Source organism: Streptomyces sp. NPDC020681, assembly GCF_044334895.1.
Lineage (GTDB): Bacteria > Actinomycetota > Actinomycetes > Streptomycetales > Streptomycetaceae > Streptomyces.
This window is the reverse complement of sequence record NZ_JBIRTX010000009.1, coordinates 94301-112586: the sequence shown is the minus strand read 5'-3', so window position 1 is coordinate 112586 and position 18286 is coordinate 94301. Positions and strand designations below refer to the sequence as shown.

Below are 18286 nucleotides of genomic sequence, written 5' to 3'. Positions count from 1 at the left end.
CCGTCTCCCGCCCTCGCCCAGGCCGGCTTCCGCAGAGCCATGCCATCGCCCCGAACTGCTCCGTGAACGACGCATGCGAGCTGGGCCCCGGCACACCCCTCATATGTAATGCGTACACACTATTGGGTGACATGGGTGCTGGTGAGAGAAACGACGTCACGATCGGCTGTCCCTCCGCGACAGGATGTGTGATCCGTGGCGGAGGGGACCTGCGCCGGCCGATCCGGCACGTGGTCGGGGAGGACCGAACGGCGGGAGTGGGGCTCCCAGACGCTAGGGCTTCCTCTTCGAAGGGGCATCCAGCCGAGTGGCGTCCTTGCGTGCCTCAGCCACTGCGCGGGCGACGGTTTCCGGGGTTTCGTGCTCCCAGAACCGGAGGACCGTCCATCCCTGCGCCTCGAGGTGTTCCGTCGTCTCAAGGTCGCGCGCCATGTTCTTGTCCAGCTTTTCGCGCCACCACTCGGCATTGGCCTTCGGCTGGGTCGCGTGCTGGGGGCACCCGTGCCAGAAGCAGCCGTCCATGAACACGGCGATCTTGGCTCGCCCGAAGACGATGTCGATCGTGCGTCGCCGCATGCCGGGGACCGGAACGTTCACGCGATAGCGGTGGCCTGCCGCGTGGAGGAGCTTGCGCACGGCGACTTCGGGGGCCGTGTCACGCGAAACCTGGCGGCTCATACGGGCCGAGACGGCAGCGGAGGAAGGGACGGCATCAGGCACCTGGGCATTGTGCCGGCGGGCCTGGCGCAGAAGCGCCGCTTTGTGTCCCCGGACGCTGTCTGAGCGAGCCGTTGCCCCCACTGCCGTGGACCGAACCATGTACGTCATTCTCGGCGCTCGGTCACAGCAATGCACCTTGCCGATCCTGATCGCCCCGCCCTGGGGAACGGATCCGCCACCCCGGTGGAGGGGATTACCCCTGAACCGGCCCCCCGTGGCAATCCCTGTACGCCACCCCCGACCCGCACCAACACCCCGCCCCCTTCGCCGGCGGCCACGCCACCGCCCTTCCCCTCGCCGCCAGCGTCGTCGCGTACTGCGGCAGCAGGTCCGCGTTCGACGGGGACGACTGTTCCGAGGCCGCGAAGGCCTCGTACGACGGGACCGTGGCCGTCACGATGCCCAGGTTCTCTGTGCCCGTGGACGACAGGTCACGGAGCGACGCCTCGATGTCCGTCAGGTGCGCGCGGTGCGTCGGGTACTCGGATTCCAACTCGGGGTACGCCGCCAGCAGTTCCGTCAGTTCAGGCTCCGGCCAGTGGAGGACCGCGACCGGGAACGGGCGGGAGAGGGCCGAGCGGTACGAGCCCAACTCCGAGCGGAGGCGGGCGATTTCGGCTTGGAGTTCGGCCGGGTTGTTGGAGCCGAGGGCCCAGAGGCGTTTGGGGTCGTGGAGTTCGTCGAGCGTGATGTCCGAGTGGGACGAGTGGATCTTGTCGGCGAGGGCGTCCCATTCGTCGTGCGGGCGGCCCAGCATGCGGCGGACGCGGTGGCGGCCCGTGAGGAGCGACTGGGTGGCGTACGGGACCTCGTCGTCGTCCGGGGTGAGGAGCAGGGTGATCGCCGTCGTGAACGAGTCGTGGGACGCCTCGAGCTCGTCGTGGGACTCCAGGGTCTCCGCGATGATCTCCCACGGCGCCGGGTCCGCTGGCGCCGCGGTGCGGATGCCGTTGATCAGGGCGCGGGCCTCCGCCTCGTGGCCGTACTCCCAGAGGTTCGACGCCTGGAGGGCCTTGATCAGCAGCGGGTGATCGGGGTCGGCCGACAGCAGGCGGTCGTAGAGCGTGGAGGCGCCTTCGCGGTCGCCGGCCAGTTCGAGGTGGGCCGCGGCTTGGAGCAGCAGCTGCTCGTCGTCTTCGGGGTACCGCTCGGCTGTACGCAGCAGACGCTCGGCTTCGGCGATGTGATCGGCAGGCGTGTCGGGGCGCATGGTGGACACCGTACTGCTGTACGGCAACTAAGAGGGCTGGGTGCCTTGAGATGGCGGGCGGCTTCCCCTGGTGAGTTGTGGAGCAAGGGCCTAACCTGCGCGCGTGCGTGAGCGGATACCGGTCGTGGTGCAGGGGCGTCGGGCGCGGGTGAGGGGCCGGGTCGCCCATGGGCTGTGGGTCTCCGCCGAGGCCGTCGTCACCATCGGGGTCGTCGTACTCCTCCTCGTCGTACATCAACTGTGGTGGACCAACCGGCAGGCCCGCGAGGGTGCCGAGCGCAAGGTGCAGGCCCTTGAGCGGGAGTGGGTCGAGCCGGGCGGCAGCGCGCCGGTGGAGCAGCCGGACGTCGAGCCGTCCGCGGTCGCTGAGGAGGCTGAGGAGAGCGAGCCCAGGGACGAGCGAGCTGGGCCGAGCGGCACCGCGCGGCAGCCCGAACCGCCTCGCTGGGATCAGGCGTACGCCGTCCTGCGCATACCCCGCCTCGGCGTCGTCGCTCCCGTGGCTCAGGGGATCGGCAAGAAGGGCGTTCTTGATAAGGGATATATAGGGCATTATCCGCAGACCGCCCAACCCGGGCAGGCCGGGAACTTCGCCGTCGCCGGGCATCGCAACACCCACGGCGAGCCCTTCAGGTACATCAACCGGCTGCGGGCCGGTGATGAGGTGACGGTGGAAACGCGGGACGGGGTCTATCTGTACGAGGTCGACAAAGGCGTTCCACAGACCTCCGCCCGCGACACCGGAGTCATCGCGCCCGTGCCGCGCAGCCTCGTGAAGCCCTCCGCCGGATACAGCGAGCCCGGCTACTACCTGACCCTGACCACGTGTACGCCGGAGTACAGCTCCAGGTACCGCCTGGTGGTGTGGGCCAAGCTCGCCTCAATGAAGCCCCGTTGAGGTCCCGTCGAAGCCCCTTAGTACTGCGGGAGATCCGCGAGCTTCTTGCCCGACCTGTCGTACAGCGTGATCATGCGGAGGAACTTCTCGTCGTTCGGGTCGGGCGACTGCGCCGTGGCGTACCAGGCTCCCCAGCCGGGCCGGCCCGTCAGCGTGACGACGGTGGCGACGAGCGGGCCCGTCGCCGTGGTGATCTCGACGCGTCCCACGTCGCGGGTGCCGTAGTACACGCCCGTCATGACGTGGCGCCCGTTCTGCGACTCCGACTGCATGCTGATCCCGGGGTCGCTGGTGTCGAGATTGCCGTCGACGACGCTGCGGAACTGGTCGGGCTGCTCCGGCGTCGACCAGTACTTGCCGTCCTTCGTCAGCCACAGCTCCGCGCCCGGCCCGGTCTGCACCCGCTGGCCCGGCTTCACCACACGCAGCGGTGACGCCGAAGGAGGCGGCGGTGGCGAGGGGCGGAGGGTCGGTGTGTGCGTGGCGGCGGGTGGGACCACGACGCGTTCGGACGACGAAGTGAAGTCGAAGGTCGTGGCGGCGAACGGCGCGAGCAGCAGCAGTGCGCCGCAGACCGCCAGGCCCGCTGCCTGGCGGCGACGGCGGGTACGGGCCGCCCGTGCGATCGAGGTCAGCGGGAGCGGGGACGGCGTGATGTCCCGGACGGTGTCGGCGAACACCTCCCGCAGGCGTTCCGTGTCGGAGTCGGAACGGGAAGTCATGGGTGTGCTCCGGATTGGGACGTGTCCTCGGCGAGCAGAGGATGCGAACGGAGAGCCTGTAACGCGCGCCGCGCATGGGTCTTGACCGTGCCCGGCGAGCAGTTCAGGACTCTGGCGATGTCCTGTTCGCTCATGTCCTCCCAGTAGCGCAGCACGACGACGGCGCGCTGGCGGGGCGGCAGGGTCGACAGCGCCTGGAGTACCGCGGTCCGGCGTTCCACGGATTCGGCGTGGCCGCCGTGCGTGCGGTGCGCGGTCTCGGGCAGGAAGGGCATCAGCAGGTGCGCGACACGCTTCTTGCGGACCCGGCTGATGTTGTTGTTGATCAGCGCCCTGCGTACGTACACGTCGATCTCGTCGCGCGGCACCCGCCGGAAGTGGTGGTACACCTTCGCCAGCGTGGTCTGTACGAGATCCTCCGCCTCGTGGAAGTCACCGGTGAGCAAGGTGGCGGTGCGCACCAGACGAGGCCAGGCCACGGCGGCGAACTCGGCGAACTCACCATGGCTCTCCTGCTTCACTGCTGGCGATTCCTTCGGCGTGGGACGGCGGGGCGGTGGGGGACTCGTGCGGTGGCGGGCCCCCCACCGTCTGCGGGTGTTGGCTAGTTGAGCTCGTGCTTGGCCAGCTGGCGGCCCTTCGCGTCAAAGAGAGTGACGCTGCGCAGGAAGCTTTGGCTCCCGGAGTCGGGGAGCGGACTGGACGCGTACCAGGCGCCCCAGCCCGGCCGGCCCTTCAGCGTCACCATCTCCGCGGTGACCTTGCCCTTCTCGGTTTCGACGACGACACGGGCCGCCTTACGGGAGCCGTACCAGACGCCGGAGAGGAAGTAGAAGTCGTCCACCGGTTCGGCCTGCAGGCTGACGCCCGGCTTGCTCATGTCGAGGTTGCCGTCGACGACGCTGCGGAACTGGTCGGGCTGCTCGGGCGTCGACCAGTGCTTGCCCTGCTTCGTCAGCCACAGCTCCACACCGGGTGCCGCCGGCACCCGCTGCCCAGGCGCTACCACCTGTACCCCCGTTGGTGACGGGTGGGACGCCTTGGGCGCGGCTGCGGCGGCGCGCGCGCCGGTCGGGGCCACGAAGGACCCGGACGCGGATCCGGAGGATCCGGTTGCGTGCGCGATGGTCGGCGCCCCAACAAGCGCGGCCACGGCCGCCGCTGCTGCCACGTACTTCGTCATCCGTGTCATGGAACGACATCTCCTTGCGGACTGAAATGAACATGGAGGAGGGCGCCTCTCCACTCGTAACAACTCCGGAAGGGCAGTGTCTGGATGACATGTACCGGAGATTTCTTTCGGCGAGGGGCGTGTATAACGGGTGTACGGGTGCAGCCGTTGCACGAGAGCGAGCGGAAGGAGGGCGGGGCATGATCGGTCGGTTGGCACGGCCGTTGTTCCGGCCCGCCGCGCTGCTCCTGCTTCTCCTCGTCGACGTCCTGCTCGTCGACGGCACCGCCGCCTCCGCCGCCGTCGCGCTCACCGCGACCGCCACCGCCGCGGCCGGTTCCGCGCTCGTCGTCTGCGCCGTCATCAGCGCGCGCTGCGCGCCCGCCGTGCCGCGCACCCGCATCCGTACCGCCATCCGCGACCGCGAGCAGCGCACCGCGTTCCTGCCGCAGCGCGATCCCGACGCCAAGGGGCGGACCAGGCCCCGAGCGCCCGGGCGTGCCCTCCTGACGGCCGCGTAGGGGCGCTCACTTTCGTACGCACGTCCCCTCGCGGGTCGTCATGCCGACATCTCTGAATCCCCGGCACGACGAGACCCCCGGAGGGCTCACCCATGTCCGTTTTCGCAAACCTGGTCGCGCACCTCGCCGACCTGCTCCAGCCGCTCTTCCACGCATCCGCCACCGCCGCCGCGATCGTCGTCTTCACCGCGCTCGTACGGCTCGCCGTCCATCCCCTCTCCCGCGCGGCCGCCCGCGGCCAGAAGGCCAAGGCCCGGCTCTCGCCGCAGATCGCCGAGCTGCGCAAGAAGCACGGCAAGAACCCCGACCGGCTCAAGAAGGCGCTCGTCGAGCTGCACGCCAAGGAGAAGGTGTCGCCGCTGTCCGGCATCCTGCCGAGCCTGCTCCAGCTGCCGGCGTTCTTCCTGATGTACCACCTGTTCTCCAGCGGCCGGATCGGCGGCGAGCCGAACGGTCTGCTCAGCCACACGCTCTTCGACGCGCCCCTCGGCGGCCGCTGGCACGACGCGCTCGCGGACGGCGGGGTCTTCGGCGGGGCGGGGACCGTGTACCTCGTGCTGTTCGCGATCGTCGCGGCCGTGGCGACCTTCAACTTCCGGCGTACGAAGCGGCAGATGGCGGCCGCTCCGGTGCTTGATCAGCCCGGGATGGGTGCGATGACGAAGATCATGCCGCTGCTCTCCTTCGCCACGCTCTTCACGGTCGCCGTGGTGCCGCTCGCCGCCGCGCTCTATGTGGTCACCAGCACCACCTGGAGCGCGGTCGAGCGGGTCGTCCTGTACCGGGACATGCTGGTGGCCGGAGCGCTGGCTACCGCCGGGTAACGGTCCAGGTTGTGAACGGGGTCTTGCAGAGTGGTCCGATCTCTTGGAGGATCGGCCAAATCCTCAGATCCTCCGATGGCCGCACCCATCGACGTGGCTCGCACTGAACCAGGGGAGACAGACCATGAAGCTGCTGCGTGTCGGCACGGCGGGCGCCGAGCGTCCGGCCGTGCTCGACCAGGACGGGACGACCCTGCGCGACCTGTCCGGCCTTGTCGCGGACATCGACGGAGAACTGCTCGCCGACGCCTCGGCGCTGGCCCGGATCCGGGCCGCCGCCGAGGCCGGTGAGCTGCCCGTACTCGCCGCCGACGGGGTACGTACCGGCCCGCCGCTCGCCCGTGTCGGCAAGGTGGTGTGCATCGGGCTGAACTACCACGACCACGCCGCCGAGACCGGGGCCGAGCCGCCGGCGGAGCCCGTCGTCTTCTTCAAGGCGGCGGACACGGTCGTCGGGCCGTACGACACCGTGCTCGTACCGCGGCGCAGCGAGAAGACCGACTGGGAAGTCGAGCTCGCGGTGGTCATCGGACGTACGGCCCGCTATCTGGAGGACGACGAGGACCCGCTGGCGTACGTCGCCGGATACGCGGTCGCGCACGACGTCTCGGAACGCGAGTTCCAGATCGAGCGCGGCGGCACCTGGGACAAGGGCAAGAACTGCGAGACGTTCAACCCGCTGGGCCCGTGGCTGGTGACGGCGGACGAGGTGCCGGACCCGCAGGCGCTGAGGCTGAAGCTGTGGGTCAACGGCGAGCTCAAGCAGAACGGCGCGACGGCGGACCAGATCTTCCCGGTGGCGGAAGTCGTGCGGTACGTCAGCCAGTTCATGACGCTCTACCCGGGCGATGTGATCAACACCGGGACGCCGGCGGGCGTGGCGCTGGGACAGCCGGAGCCGAAGCCGTATCTGCGGGCCGGGGACGTGGTCGAGCTGGAGATCGAAGGGCTTGGGCGGCAGCGCCAGGAGCTGAAGCAGGCGTAGGCCGGCCGCTCTCGGCGACCTCGGTGAGGTGGCCGCATCCCGCAGCGGGGGACTGCGGGATGCGGCGCGGGGAAGGGGCCGCAGAGGTACGGGGGTTGCCCCTGCGGCCCCTGGTCTCAATGGGGCGTGGACTGCGTGCGGTTCAGGACTTGATGAAGCGTTCCAGCGCCTCGACCACCAGCGCGTGGTCCTCGGCCTGCGGCAGGCCCGAAACCGTCACCGAGCCGATCACGCCCGCGCCCACGACCGCGATCGGGAACGAGCCGCCGTGTGCCGCGTACAGGTCCGTGTCCAGCCGCGAGGAAGCCTCGAACGTCGTGCCCTTCGCGCGGTGGCGGGCCCCGACCAGGAACGAGCTCTCGCCGTACTGCTCGACGACCCGGCGCTTGCGGTCGATCCACGCGTCGTTGTCGGCGCTCGACCCCGGCAGCGCGCAGTGGAACACCTGCTGGCGGCCCCGGCGTATGTCGATCGCCACCGGCGCATTGCGCCCACGCGCGAGGTCGGTCAGCAGCGTGCCGAGCGCCCAGGCGTCCTCGTATGTGAACTGGTGAAGCGTCAGGCGGCGTTCCTGGTCGACGAGTTCCTCGACCGACGGCACGGTGGTCGTCATGCGGACACCTCCACGGTGATGCCTTCCTCGGCCGACCGGCGCGCGGCCTCCAGGACGTCCAGCGCCATGGCGGCCTGCTCGGCGGTGACCGGCGGTGTGGTGCCGACGCGCAGTGCGCGCGCGATCTCCGCGTAGTAGGTCTGGTAGGCGCCCCGCTCCGTCTCGACCGGGCGGCCTTCGCCCGTCAGCGGCGACTCGCCGGCGCCGATCCGGCCCCAGAGCGAGTCGGGCTCCACGCCCCAGCTCTTGTCCGTGGACGGGAGCTTGCCCTCGCGGAGTGCGGCTTCCTGCGGGTCGAGGCCGTACTTCACATAGCCCGCCTGGGAGCCGAGCACGCGGAAGCGCGGGCCGAGCTGGGCGGTGGTGGCGCTCGCGTACAGGTGCGAGCGGACGCCGCCGGCGTGCGTGAGCGCGATGAACGTGTCGTCGTCGGTCTCGGCGCCGGGGCGGCGGACATCGGCCTCCGCGTACACCTTCACGACCGGGCCGAAGAGCGTCAGCGCCTGGTCGACGACATGGCTGCCCAGGTCGTACAGCAGACCGCCGATCTCCTGCGGGTCGCCCGACTCGCGCCAGCCGCCCTTGAGCTGCGGCCGCCAGCGCTCGAAGCGGGACTCGAAGCGCTGTACGTCGCCGAGGGCGCCGTCCGCGAGCAGCTTCTGCAGAGTGAGGAAGTCGTTGTCCCAGCGCCGGTTCTGGAAGACGGACAGCAGCACGCCGCGCTCCTTGGCGAGCGCGTCGAGCGCGCGCGCCTCGGCCGCGGTGCCGGCGATCGGCTTGTCCACGACGACCGCGATGCCGGCCTTGAGGGCGGCGGTGGCGATCGGGACGTGCGTCTTGTTCGGCGAGGCGATCACCACGAGATCGAGCTCGTCGGCGAGGGTCCACAGCTCGTCGGGCGTGGCGGCGATGCGCACGTCCGGGTAGGCGGCGCGGGCCTGCTCCTGACGCTCCGGGTTCGACGTGACGATCGTGTCGAGCGCGAGACCGTCGGTGTCGGCGATCAGCGGAGCGTGGAAGACGGAGCCCGCGAGGCCGTAGCCGACGAGTGCGACGCGGACAGGGGTGCCGGAGCCAGTCATGCCCTCTACTTAAGCAACGCTGTTGCCAAAGTGCAAGCGCGGGAGAGAATGGAGGGGTGAACAGTGGCGTGAACAGGAGTCTGAGAGGCCCGGGAAATCTCGCGGGAGCGAACCTGCCGGTGCTGCGCGGGCACAACGCCGCGCTGGTGCTCGAGCTGCTGCGGGTCGCCGGCGAGGACGGCATCAGCCGTCTCGAGCTCGCCGAAGGCACCGGGCTCACGCCGCAGGCGGTCAGCAAGATCACGGCACGGCTGCGGGAGGAAGGCCTGGCGGCGGAGGCCGGCCACCGCGCCTCCACCGGCGGCAAACCGCGCACGGTCCTGCGCCTGGTCCCGTCGGCGGGCCACGCGGTGGGGGTGCACCTGGACCGGGACGAGCTGACGGTGGTGCTGCTGGATCTGGCCGGGGTCGGGGTCGGGGCGCGGACCATGCCGCTGGACCTGGGGGCGGGCGCGGAGGCGGTTGTCGGTGTGGTGGCGCGGGAGGTCGAGTCGCTTCCGCAGGCGCGGCGGGTTCTTGGGGTCGGCGTGGCCATGCCCGGGCCGCTGGATCACTTCGCGGGTGTGGCGCAGCGGGTCACCGGGTTCCCGGAGTGGGAGGGCTTTCCGCTGCGGGATGCGCTCGAAGCGAGGCTCGGGCTGCCGGTCGTCGTGGACAAGGACACGAACGCGGCGGCGCTGGGGCTTGCGCTGCGGGCGCCGGGCGCCGGGGAGTCCGGGGACTCGTTCGCGTATCTGCACCTCGGGACCGGGCTGGGCGCGGGGCTGGTGCTCGGCGGGGCGCTGTACCGGGGGGCGCGGACGGGTGCGGGCGAGTTCGGCCACCAGGTGATCCAGCTCGACGGGCCGCTGTGCACGTGCGGCCGTCGCGGCTGCATCGAGGCGCTCTGCATGGAGGCGGTCCGCAGCGGCGACCTCGCGGGAGCGTCCGAGATCCTCGGCGCGGGCGCCGCGAACCTCGTCCGGCTGCTCGACATCGACCGGGTGCTGCTGGGCGGGCGGGTTGTGGTGGCGGACGGCGAGCCGTTCGTGCGCGGCGTCGGCGAACGGACGGGCGTCCCGGTGGCACTGGCGGGCGGCGGCCCGCACCTGGTGGCGCGGGGCGCGGCGCAGTTGGTGCTTGCGCCGGTGTTCGGGAGGGCGGAAGTTGCGTTTCCCGCGTCGGCGGGGCCGGGGCGGTCCGATCCGTCCGGTCGGAAAATACGCTGATAGGGCGGAATTGCAGGGCTGTTCGGCTGTACGGCGGCGTCGCGGGCGGACGCGGTCGGCCGAGGGTGGAAGGGACCGGGAGCAGGACCGGGCGAACCCGGGGTCCGTACGCAGCCGAGCAGTAGAGGTCACCCATGCGACTGCGCAATGCGCTTTGCGCCGGCGTCACGGCGGCGATGGCTGCGCCGGCGGCCCTTGGCGGCCCGGTGGCGGTGGCTGCGCCCGCTGCGGTACCCGCGGTGCCCGCTGTGGCGCGGCCCGCGCCAGAGCTGCTCGCTGCCGCGTCAGGCCCGGCGGCCGGACTGCAACCCGCGGCAGGTGTGCGTCCTGCGGCAGCTGCCGTGGCTGCGCCGACGGCCCTTGGCGGCCCGGCGGCGATGACTGCCCGTCCCGCTGTGGCGCGGCGCGTGCCTGCGGCTGCGCCCGCAGCGCCCCGGCCTGTTGCCCGGCTTGCTGCTGAGCCGCTCGTCGGCGCTGCAGGCCCGGCGGGCGTGCCGCGTCTCGCGGATGACGCGCGAGCTGTGGCGCGGCCCGCGCCGGAGGAAGCGCCTGAACCGCTCTGGCCCGAGGCTGTTCCGCCTGCTGCCGCGTCAGGCGCGGCGGCAGTGCTGCAAGCCGCACAAGACGCGCGTCCCGGCGCGTGGATGGACGTGTCCGCGACAGACCCGGCCGAGACGCAGCAGGACCGGCGGGCCGCTCCGCGTCCCGATGGCCACCTCGTGCCCACCGGCACTCGACCCGTCGTCGACGCCGTCACGCCGCTCGCCGGCACGCCGGGCCCGGCCACTGCGCCGCAATCCGTCGAAGACGTGCCTCCCGCCGCCATTGCCCCGGCCATCGCGCGTACCGCCCAGAGCATCCGCGCCGCGACGCCCGCGGACGTGCTCGCAGCCGTCCGAACCGAGGCGCGGCAGGCGCCGCTGGATCGGGAGGTCGTCGTCGCGCGGCCCGGCAGTCACCCCGCGCGCACCGGTACCCGCGTCGCACCGCCGCCCGAAGACCGACAGCCGACCTGCGGCAAGGCCTCCGACCCCGAGTTCCCCATCGACAGCCGGATTCACGGCGGGCCGACCGTTCACCGCCCCGGCGGCGGGCTTGAGCAGTGGTCCGTCGATCTTGCCAACACCACCGGCGAGACCTGCCACAACATCCACCCGGTGATCATCTTCGCCGGGCGCGACCCCGGGCTCACCCCGGCCCGCTTCACGCTCGAGTTCTATGACGACGACGCCTCCCGCTGGCGGGCCGCCACCCTGGAGACGACCACCGAGGATGAGGTCGTCGGCGTCCTCGAGGATCAGGGGTTCGCCGGGTTCGCGGTGCCCGCGCGGGCCACGCTGACCGTGCGCGTGCGGCTGGCGCTCGATGCGGGAACGCCGCCCAACCAGGTCACCGTCAACGCCGCCGTCGTACAGCGGCGTGGTGACGACGGGGACTGGGTGGGGGAGTCCGGGGACTACCGGTTCGCCGTGCTCGACGACGACGGGTCCGGGACGAGTGTCACCCGGGACGAACTCGCCACCACCGGCACCGGTTCGCTGCTCCGACTCGGGGTCGCCCTCGCTACCGTCCTGGCGTGCAGCGGCGCACTCGTCCTGCTCGCGCGCCGTCTGCGCGCAGGGCGACGTTGATCGTTCACATACGTCTGCGAGCATTCGACGGGTGGACTACCCGAACGACCAGGCGCCCGGCGCCCCTGTCCGCTCCGGCATCCCGGAGCACGGACGCATCCCCAAGTACTACGCCGTCAAGGCCCGGATCTCCCTGCTGATCGAGGAGTTGGGCGAGGGCGGGCTGCTGCCGACCGAGCGCGATCTGGCCGTGACGTACGAGGTCTCGCGCGAGACGGTCCGTCAGGCACTGCGGGAGCTCCTGCTGGAGGGGCGGCTCCGCCGCCAGGGCCGCGGCACCGTTGTCGCCGGGCCCAAGCTGGAGCAGCCGCTCTCGCTCGCCAGCTACACCGAAGGCGTACGCCGCCAGGGGCGCACGCCCGGCCGCAACCTCATCAGCCTCGACCGCTTCCCCTGCTCCGAGGCGCTGGCTTCGGACATCGGCGCTGCGGTCGGCGAGCCCGTGTGGCACATGGAGCGGGTGCTGCTCGCCGACGACGAGCGCGTCGGCCTGGAGAGCACGTACGTCACCGTTGCCCGCGTCCCGCGCCTGGACGCCGACTTCGACCCCGACTCCTCCTTCTACGCGTATCTGCGCGAGCGGCTCGGGATCGCCTTCGGCGACGCGGACGAGCGGATCGAGACCGTGCTGGCGACGCCACGCGAGGCGCTGCTGATCGGCACACCGCCGGCGCTGCCGATGCTGCTGATCCACCGGGTCTCGCGGGACACCGCGGGCAAGCCGCTGGAGCGCGTACGCACCCTCTACCGCGGGGACAGGTTCTCCTTCACGGCGCATCTCGGCAACGGGGCCTGAGGCCCGCCGCACGCCCTCTGGACCGGGCGGGACGGTAACGAGAAGATAACGGGTCTAGGCCAAACTTGATGGGCCATTCACTGTCCCGTTGCCGACCGGCCCCGAACGGGACACCCACCCCGAGGAGCGTTGCCGCCGTGAGAGTCATCGTCGTAGGAGCCGGCGTGGTGGGAACCATGCACGCCTGGCAAGCAGTGGAACGCGGCCACCAGGTCGTTCAGATCGAGCGTGAGCAGGAGGCCCGCGGCGCGAGCCTGCGCAACTTCGGCCAGATATGGATCAGCGGGCGCGCGGGCGGTGCGGAGTTGGAGACCGCGCTCCGTGCCCGCGAGCTGTGGCAGTCCATCGGGCAGCGCGTGCCCCAGCTCGGCTTCCGGGCGATCGGCTCGCTCACGCCCGTCCGCAACGAGCTTGAGCTGGCCGTCGCCGAGGCCGCCGTCGCCCGACCCGACGCGGCCGCCCGCGGCTACAAGCTGGTCACCGCCGCCGAGGCGCGCGACATCAACCCCGCGCTCCAGGGCCGGTTCGACGCCGCACTGTGGTGCGAGCGGGACGCGGCCGTCGAACCGCGGCCCGCCCAACTGGCCCTGAAGCAGGCCCTGCTGGAGTCCGGCCGGTACACCTACCTCGGCGGGCGCGAGGTCCGCGATGTGATCGGGGACAACGCGGTACGCGACGACCACGGCGATGTGCACACCGGCGACGCCGTCGTCCTCTGCCCGGGCGCTGCGCTCTCCGGCCTCGTACACGAACTCGCCCCGGGCCTCCCGGTGCGCCGCGTACGCCTCCAGATGATGCAGACCGACCCGCTCGGCGAGCCGCTGACCACCTCCGTCGCCGACGCCGACAGCTTCCGCTACTACCCGGCGTACGCGGGCGAGGCGCTCGACGCGCTCAACTCCCGGCAGGAACAGCGGCCCACGGCCGCCGCGCACAGGATGCAGCTGCTGATGGTGCAGCGCCGCGACGGCGGGCTGACCATCGGCGACACCCACGAGTACGAGCACCCCTTCGCCTTCGACACGCTCGAGGACCCGTACGAGCACCTCACCGAGGTCGTCGAGTCCTTCCTCGGCCGGCCGCTGCCGAGGATCCGCCGCCGCTGGGCCGGCGTGTACGCGCAGTGCACCGACACGAGCCGTGTCGTGCACCGGCAGCAGGTGCGCGACGGCGTGTGGCTGGTGACAGGGCCCGGCGGGCGCGGCATGACCTGCTCTCCGGCGATCGCCGAAACGACCGCGAACGAACTGGGCTGGTGAGGAAGTTGACGCAGAACCTTGTGGTCCTGGACATGGCCGGGACGACCGTCGCCGACGGGGGACTGGTCGAGCAGGCCTTCGCCGCGGCCGCGCAGCGGCTGGGCGCAGCGCCGGAGTCGATGATCGACTACGTGCGCGCCACCATGGGCGAGTCGAAGATCTCCGTCTTCCGGCATCTCTTCGGGGACGAGGAGCGGGCCCGGCAGGCGAACCTCGCGTTCGAGGAGGCGTACGGGGCGCTGGTGGACGGCCGGCGGATTGCCGAGACACCGGGTGCTCGACGCGCCATCGAGGAGCTCCAGGGACAGGGCCGGACCGTCGTGCTGACCACCGGCTTCGCGCGCACCACGCAGGACGCGATCCTGGACGCGCTCGGATGGCGGGACCTGGTGCCTTTGACCCTCTGTCCGGCGGATGCCGGCGGCCGGGGGCGTCCGTATCCGGACATGGTCCTCGCCGCCTTCCTGCGTACGGGAGTTGTGGACGGCGTCCAGGACGTCGTGGTCGCGGGCGACACCTCGTACGACATGCTCAGCGGCGTACGAGCCGGGGCGGGGATCGTCGCGGGCGTACTGACCGGGGCGCACGACAAGGAGCAGCTGCTCACCCACGGTGCGACGCATGTGCTGGGGTCCGTGGCCGAACTGCCCGGTCTGCTCGCCGCGGCGGACGACCGATGAGCAGCGAGCCGAGTGGCATCCGCTTCGAGAACGTCTCCGTCGCGTACGGCGGCAACGTCGTCCTCGACTCGCTCGACCTCACCGTCGAGCCCGGCGAGGTCATGGCCCTGCTCGGCCCGTCCGGCTCGGGCAAGACCACCGCACTGCGGGCGGTCGCGGGCTTCGTGCAGCCCGTCTCCGGACGGGTGTTCATCGGCGACCGCGATGTCACCGGGCTGCCGCCGCACCGGCGGGGGATCGGGATGGTCGTCCAGCAGTACGCCCTCTTCCCGCACATGCGGGTCGCGGACAACGTCGCCTTCGGGCTCAAGGCGCAGAAGGCGCCGAAGCGCGAGACACCCGGCCGGGTGGCGCAGGCGCTGGAGATGACCGGGATGGCTGCGTACGCGCGGCGGTATCCGCGGGAGCTGTCGGGAGGGCAGCAGCAGCGGGTCGCGATCGCGCGGGCGCTGGCGATACGGCCGGGCGTGCTGCTGCTGGACGAGCCCCTGTCGGCGCTCGACGCGCAGCTCCGGTCCGGGATGCTCACCGAACTGGCGCGGCTGCACCGGGAGTTGCCGGACGTCTCGATCCTGTACGTCACGCACGACCAGGTGGAAGCGCTGACGCTGGCGGACCGGATCGCGGTGATGGACCGCGCCCGCCTGCGGGATTGCGGAACGCCGCAGGAGCTTTATCGGCGGCCGCGTACGGAGTTCACGGCGTCGTTCGTCGGGAACGCGAACCTGTTGCCGGTGACCGTCGGCTCGGAGGCCGTGACCTTCGCCGGCCGGGAGCTCAAGGTTCCCGTCCCCGAAGAGAACCTGGGCGCTCGGGCCACTCTGTGCGTACGACCGCACCTGGTCGGGCTCGGCGAGGGGCCGAACGCGCTCACCGGCACCGTTGCCGAGGTGCAGTGGCGTGGGGCCACACACCGGCTGTACGTCGACGTCGACGGGCACCGCGTGAAGGCGGATGTGCGGGAGCTTCGGGAGACCCCGGGTCTTGGGGACGAGGTCACGGTGCACTTCGCGCCGGAGGACGCGGTGCTGCTGGCGGGTGGGGTGGGCAATGGCCAGGCCCAGTGAACGCCTCGCGTCGGGCCTTCCGGCTACGCCGGGAGGAGCCCACCCGCCCCCAGAGCTTCGCCTGGGAGGTGCCCCCCTTGCCCTGCGGAACGAATGCCCACAGCCAGGGCGGGATGTGCGCCCACCGTGGGCGCGGAAGCTGCCGCGCTCTGTCTGGGCGTTGCCGCCTGTGGCGGCGCTCGCGCTCGTTTTTCTCTACCCCCTGGGCCTCGTTGTCGAGGAGTCGCTCACCCCCGGCGCCTACTCCGAAGTCTTCGGCTCCGAAGCCTTTCGCGACGCACTCGTCACCACCGTCTGGCTCGCCGTCGCCTCCACCGTCGGGTGCCTGGTCCTCGGGTTCGTGCTTGCGCTGATCATCGCCTTCGTGCCCTTCCCGGGCGGCAGGGCCGTCGCCAAGTTCATCGACGTGTTTCTCTCCTTCCCCTCCTTCCTCATCACGCTCGCGCTGCTCTTCGTCTACGGCACCGTCGGCATGGCCAACGGTCTTTGGACCGATGTCACCGGCGCCGGCAGCGGGCCCTTCCAGTTCCTCACCACACCCTGGGGCGTGCTCCTCGCGGAGATCACGTACTTCACGCCCTTTGTGATGCGGCCTCTCCTCGCCGCCTTCTCGCAGCTCGACACGGCACAGCTCGAAGTGGCCTCGTCCCTCGGAGCCAGGCCCGCCCGGATCGTGCGGCGGGTGATTCTGCCCGAGGCGCTGCCCGCTCTCGCCGCCGGCGGGAGTCTCGTGCTCGTCATGTGTCTCAACGAGTTCGGGATCGTCCTGTTCACCGGGGCGAAGGGCGTCACCACGCTGCCGATGCTCGTCTACGGCAAGGCGATCCTCGAGTCCGACTACCCGGCCGCCTGCGTCGTCGCCGTCGTCAACATCGCGATCTCCGTGGGTCTTTACAGCCTCTACCGAATGGTCAGCCGTCGTGTTGGTGCATAGCCGCAAGGGGAAGTGGGCCGTCTGGGCGCTCTTTCTCGTACTCTTCCTGCCGCTCTTCGCGCTGCCGCTGCTTGTCATAGTCACCGCGTCGTTCTCGACGCACTGGTCCGGTGCCTTCCCCTCCGGGCCGACGGCCGGGCACTACAGCGCCGCCGTACGCGGAGAGTCCCTCCAGGCCCTCACCACCAGCCTGGTCACGGCCGTCTCCGCCAGCCTGCTCGCCCTCACCTTCGGCAGCTGGGCGGCCATCGCGGCCGCCGGGCTCAAAAAGCGCGGGCGGCGGCTGCTCGACGGGCTGTTCATGCTGCCCGTCGCCGTCCCCTCCGTCGTCGTCGGCCTGGCGATCCTCGTCGCCTTCTCCCAGCCGCCGATGCTGCTCAACGGCACCCGCTGGATCGTGATCCTCGCGCACACCGTTCTTGTCACGGCGTTCGCGTACCAGTCGGTTGCCGCCGCCATCATCCGTCTCGACCCGATGTACGAGCAGGCGGCGGCGAGCCTCGGCGCCCGTCCCTCGTACGTACTGCTCAGGGTGAGGCTCCCGCTCCTGCTGCCGTCGCTGAACGCGGCCGCCGGGCTCTGCTTCGCCCTGTCCATGGGGGAGTTGAGCGCCACCATGATGCTCTACCCGCCGGACTGGATGCCGCTCCCGGTGCTGATCTTCACCGCCACCGACCGCGGGTCCCTCTTCACCGGCTCGGCCGTCGCGGTCGTCCTGATGGCCGCGACCCTGCTCGTCCTCCTCGCCGTCTCCCGCATCCGTACCAAGGCCTCTTTCCGCTAGCCGCTACCGCCGGCCACCTTCAGCCAGGAGCACACAACGTCATGTCCACGCATCTCATCAAGCCGATCGCCGCCGTCACCGGCAGCCTCGCACTCGCCGCCTCCCTCACCGCCTGTGGCACAGGCTCCGCCGCGTCCGACGAGAAGGTCGTCACCGTCTACAGCGCTGACGGCCTCAAGGGCGAGAACGGCGACGGCTGGTACGACCAGATCTTCAAGGACTTCGAGGCGGAGACCGGGATCAAGGTCAAGTACGTGGAGGGCGGCTCCGGCGAGATGGTGCAGCGCGCCGTCCGCGAGAAGAACAACACGCAGGCCGATGTCCTCGTCACCCTCCCGCCGTTCATCCAGCAGGCCGACTCCAAGGGACTGCTCCAGGCGTACGAGCCGCAGGGCCTGGACAAGGTCAACGGCGCGGACAAGTCCGGTGAAGGCAAGTGGACTTCGGTCGTCAACAACTACTTCGGCTTCGTCCACAACAAGAAGGAGCTGGCGCAGGCGCCCACGACCTGGGAGGAGCTGCTGGACGGGAAGTTCAAGAACAAGCTCCAGTACTCCACTCCGGGCGTCGCGGGCGACGGCACCGCCGTCGTCATCAAGGCCATGCACGACTTCGGCGGCCAGGAGCCGGCGATGGCGTATCTGAAGAAGCTCCAGACCAACAACGTCGGCCCGTCCTCCTCCACTTCCAAGCTCGCGCCGAAGGTCGACAAGGGCGAGATCCTGGTCGCCAACGGCGATGTGCAGATGAACTTCGCGCAGTCCAAGTCCATGCCGAACCTCTCCATCTGGTTCCCGGCCAAGGACGGCGGCAGGCCGACCACCTTCGCGCTGCCGTACGCCGCGGGCCTGGTCAACAAGGCTCCGCACAACGAGAACGGCAAGAAGCTGCTCGACTACATGCTGAGCGAGAAGGCCCAGAAGCAGGTCAGCGCGGTCGGCGGCGGTTTCCCGGCGCGCACCGACGTGAAGCCGACCGACGCCAACGCGATCGCGCTCGGCAAGCTGCTGGAGGGCGTCGAGGTCTTCGAGCCCGACTGGAAGGACATCGACAAGAACCTCCAGTCGTACGTCGACGCATGGAAGTCCGCGACCGGCAGCTGAAGTTCGACCCGCCAGCACGGCCAGCACGGCCAGCACGGCCAATACGGCCGACACAAGACTTCAGACCTCTGACGGAGG

General features: G+C 70.8%; 20 protein-coding genes. 13 read left to right on the top strand and 7 right to left on the bottom strand.

Translation table 11 applies throughout. The annotated features are described in order from the left end of the window. Positions 1–273: 273 nt before the first annotated feature. On the bottom strand, positions 274–678 hold the full coding sequence (locus ACH4YL_RS22550) for a very short patch repair endonuclease (protein ID WP_398509362.1): 405 nt from the start codon (positions 676–678) through the stop codon (positions 274–276). Between the two features lie 235 nt (positions 679–913). Next, on the bottom strand, positions 914–1930 hold the full coding sequence (locus ACH4YL_RS22545) for an SEC-C metal-binding domain-containing protein (protein ID WP_398509199.1): 1017 nt from the start codon (positions 1928–1930) through the stop codon (positions 914–916). Positions 1931–2033: 103 nt separating this feature from the next. Between ACH4YL_RS22545 and ACH4YL_RS22540 the strand changes: the two genes are divergently transcribed. Continuing rightward, a complete protein-coding gene (locus ACH4YL_RS22540; protein ID WP_398509198.1) occupies positions 2034–2828 on the top strand; it encodes a class E sortase in 795 nt (264 codons plus the stop codon). 17 nt (positions 2829–2845) lie between these two features. Here the strand turns inward: ACH4YL_RS22540 and ACH4YL_RS22535 are convergent, their stop codons facing one another. From ACH4YL_RS22535 to ACH4YL_RS22525, 3 genes are all read right to left on the bottom strand, one after another. After that, positions 2846–3550, bottom strand: a complete 705-nt coding sequence (locus ACH4YL_RS22535) for a hypothetical protein (protein ID WP_398509197.1) — start codon at positions 3548–3550, stop codon at positions 2846–2848. Next, positions 3547–4071: a SigE family RNA polymerase sigma factor gene (locus tag ACH4YL_RS22530; protein WP_398509196.1), complete on the bottom strand. Its 525-nt coding sequence runs from the start codon at positions 4069–4071 to the stop codon at positions 3547–3549. The genes ACH4YL_RS22535 and ACH4YL_RS22530 overlap by 4 nt, the downstream gene beginning before the upstream one ends. Before the next feature lie 83 nt (positions 4072–4154). Further along, positions 4155–4742, bottom strand: coding sequence for a hypothetical protein (locus tag ACH4YL_RS22525; RefSeq protein WP_398509195.1), 588 nt, complete (start codon positions 4740–4742; stop codon positions 4155–4157). A gap of 179 nt (positions 4743–4921) precedes the next feature. Here ACH4YL_RS22525 and ACH4YL_RS22520 point away from each other — a divergent pair, with 179 nt between their 5' ends. The 3 genes from ACH4YL_RS22520 to ACH4YL_RS22510 all read left to right on the top strand — a co-directional run bounded on the left by ACH4YL_RS22520 (position 4922) and on the right by ACH4YL_RS22510 (position 7051). Beyond that, positions 4922–5242, top strand: a complete 321-nt coding sequence (locus tag ACH4YL_RS22520) for a DUF6412 domain-containing protein (RefSeq protein WP_398509194.1) — start codon at positions 4922–4924, stop codon at positions 5240–5242. Positions 5243–5334: 92 nt separating this feature from the next. Next, positions 5335–6066, top strand: a complete 732-nt coding sequence (locus tag ACH4YL_RS22515) for a YidC/Oxa1 family membrane protein insertase (protein WP_398509193.1) — start codon at positions 5335–5337, stop codon at positions 6064–6066. Positions 6067–6190: 124 nt separating this feature from the next. Next, on the top strand, positions 6191–7051 hold the full coding sequence (locus ACH4YL_RS22510) for a fumarylacetoacetate hydrolase family protein (RefSeq protein WP_398509192.1): 861 nt from the start codon (positions 6191–6193) through the stop codon (positions 7049–7051). Between the two features lie 142 nt (positions 7052–7193). On the opposite strand, the gene ACH4YL_RS22505 is transcribed toward ACH4YL_RS22510, so the two are convergent. Both ACH4YL_RS22505 and ACH4YL_RS22500 read right to left on the bottom strand, forming a co-directional pair. Continuing rightward, the gene (locus ACH4YL_RS22505) at positions 7194–7664 is read right to left on the bottom strand and encodes a heme-degrading domain-containing protein (protein ID WP_398509191.1); all 471 of its coding nucleotides are present in this window, start codon (positions 7662–7664) and stop codon (positions 7194–7196) included. Next, the gene (locus tag ACH4YL_RS22500; RefSeq protein WP_398509190.1) at positions 7661–8746 is read right to left on the bottom strand and encodes a Gfo/Idh/MocA family oxidoreductase; all 1086 of its coding nucleotides are present in this window, start codon (positions 8744–8746) and stop codon (positions 7661–7663) included. The genes ACH4YL_RS22505 and ACH4YL_RS22500 overlap by 4 nt, the downstream gene beginning before the upstream one ends. 68 nt (positions 8747–8814) lie before the next feature. Here ACH4YL_RS22500 and ACH4YL_RS22495 point away from each other — a divergent pair, with 68 nt between their 5' ends. The 9 genes from ACH4YL_RS22495 to ACH4YL_RS22455 all read left to right on the top strand — a co-directional run bounded on the left by ACH4YL_RS22495 (position 8815) and on the right by ACH4YL_RS22455 (position 18208). Continuing rightward, entirely contained in the window at positions 8815–9954 is a 1140-nt protein-coding gene (locus ACH4YL_RS22495; RefSeq protein ID WP_398509189.1) for an ROK family protein, read from the top strand. Between the two features lie 650 nt (positions 9955–10604). Further along, on the top strand, positions 10605–11585 hold the full coding sequence (locus ACH4YL_RS22490) for a hypothetical protein (RefSeq protein ID WP_398509188.1): 981 nt from the start codon (positions 10605–10607) through the stop codon (positions 11583–11585). Positions 11586–11616: 31 nt separating this feature from the next. Then, positions 11617–12381, top strand: a complete 765-nt coding sequence (locus tag ACH4YL_RS22485) for a GntR family transcriptional regulator (protein ID WP_398509187.1) — start codon at positions 11617–11619, stop codon at positions 12379–12381. 137 nt (positions 12382–12518) lie between these two features. Then, the gene (locus tag ACH4YL_RS22480) at positions 12519–13640 is read left to right on the top strand and encodes a TIGR03364 family FAD-dependent oxidoreductase (RefSeq protein WP_398509186.1); all 1122 of its coding nucleotides are present in this window, start codon (positions 12519–12521) and stop codon (positions 13638–13640) included. Positions 13641–13645: 5 nt separating this feature from the next. Continuing rightward, positions 13646–14320, top strand: a complete 675-nt coding sequence (locus ACH4YL_RS22475; RefSeq protein WP_398509185.1) for a phosphonatase-like hydrolase — start codon at positions 13646–13648, stop codon at positions 14318–14320. After that, positions 14317–15387: an ABC transporter ATP-binding protein gene (locus ACH4YL_RS22470; RefSeq protein ID WP_398509184.1), complete on the top strand. Its 1071-nt coding sequence runs from the start codon at positions 14317–14319 to the stop codon at positions 15385–15387. Before ACH4YL_RS22475 ends, ACH4YL_RS22470 begins: the two co-directional genes overlap by 4 nt. Then, a complete protein-coding gene (locus ACH4YL_RS22465; protein ID WP_398509183.1) occupies positions 15371–16321 on the top strand; it encodes a 2-aminoethylphosphonate ABC transporter permease subunit in 951 nt (316 codons plus the stop codon). Before ACH4YL_RS22470 ends, ACH4YL_RS22465 begins: the two co-directional genes overlap by 17 nt. Further along, a complete protein-coding gene (locus tag ACH4YL_RS22460; protein WP_398509182.1) occupies positions 16308–17105 on the top strand; it encodes an ABC transporter permease in 798 nt (265 codons plus the stop codon). The genes ACH4YL_RS22465 and ACH4YL_RS22460 overlap by 14 nt, the downstream gene beginning before the upstream one ends. A gap of 41 nt (positions 17106–17146) precedes the next feature. Then, positions 17147–18208, top strand: coding sequence for a 2-aminoethylphosphonate ABC transporter substrate-binding protein (locus ACH4YL_RS22455; protein WP_398509181.1), 1062 nt, complete (start codon positions 17147–17149; stop codon positions 18206–18208). Positions 18209–18286 lie beyond the last annotated feature (78 nt).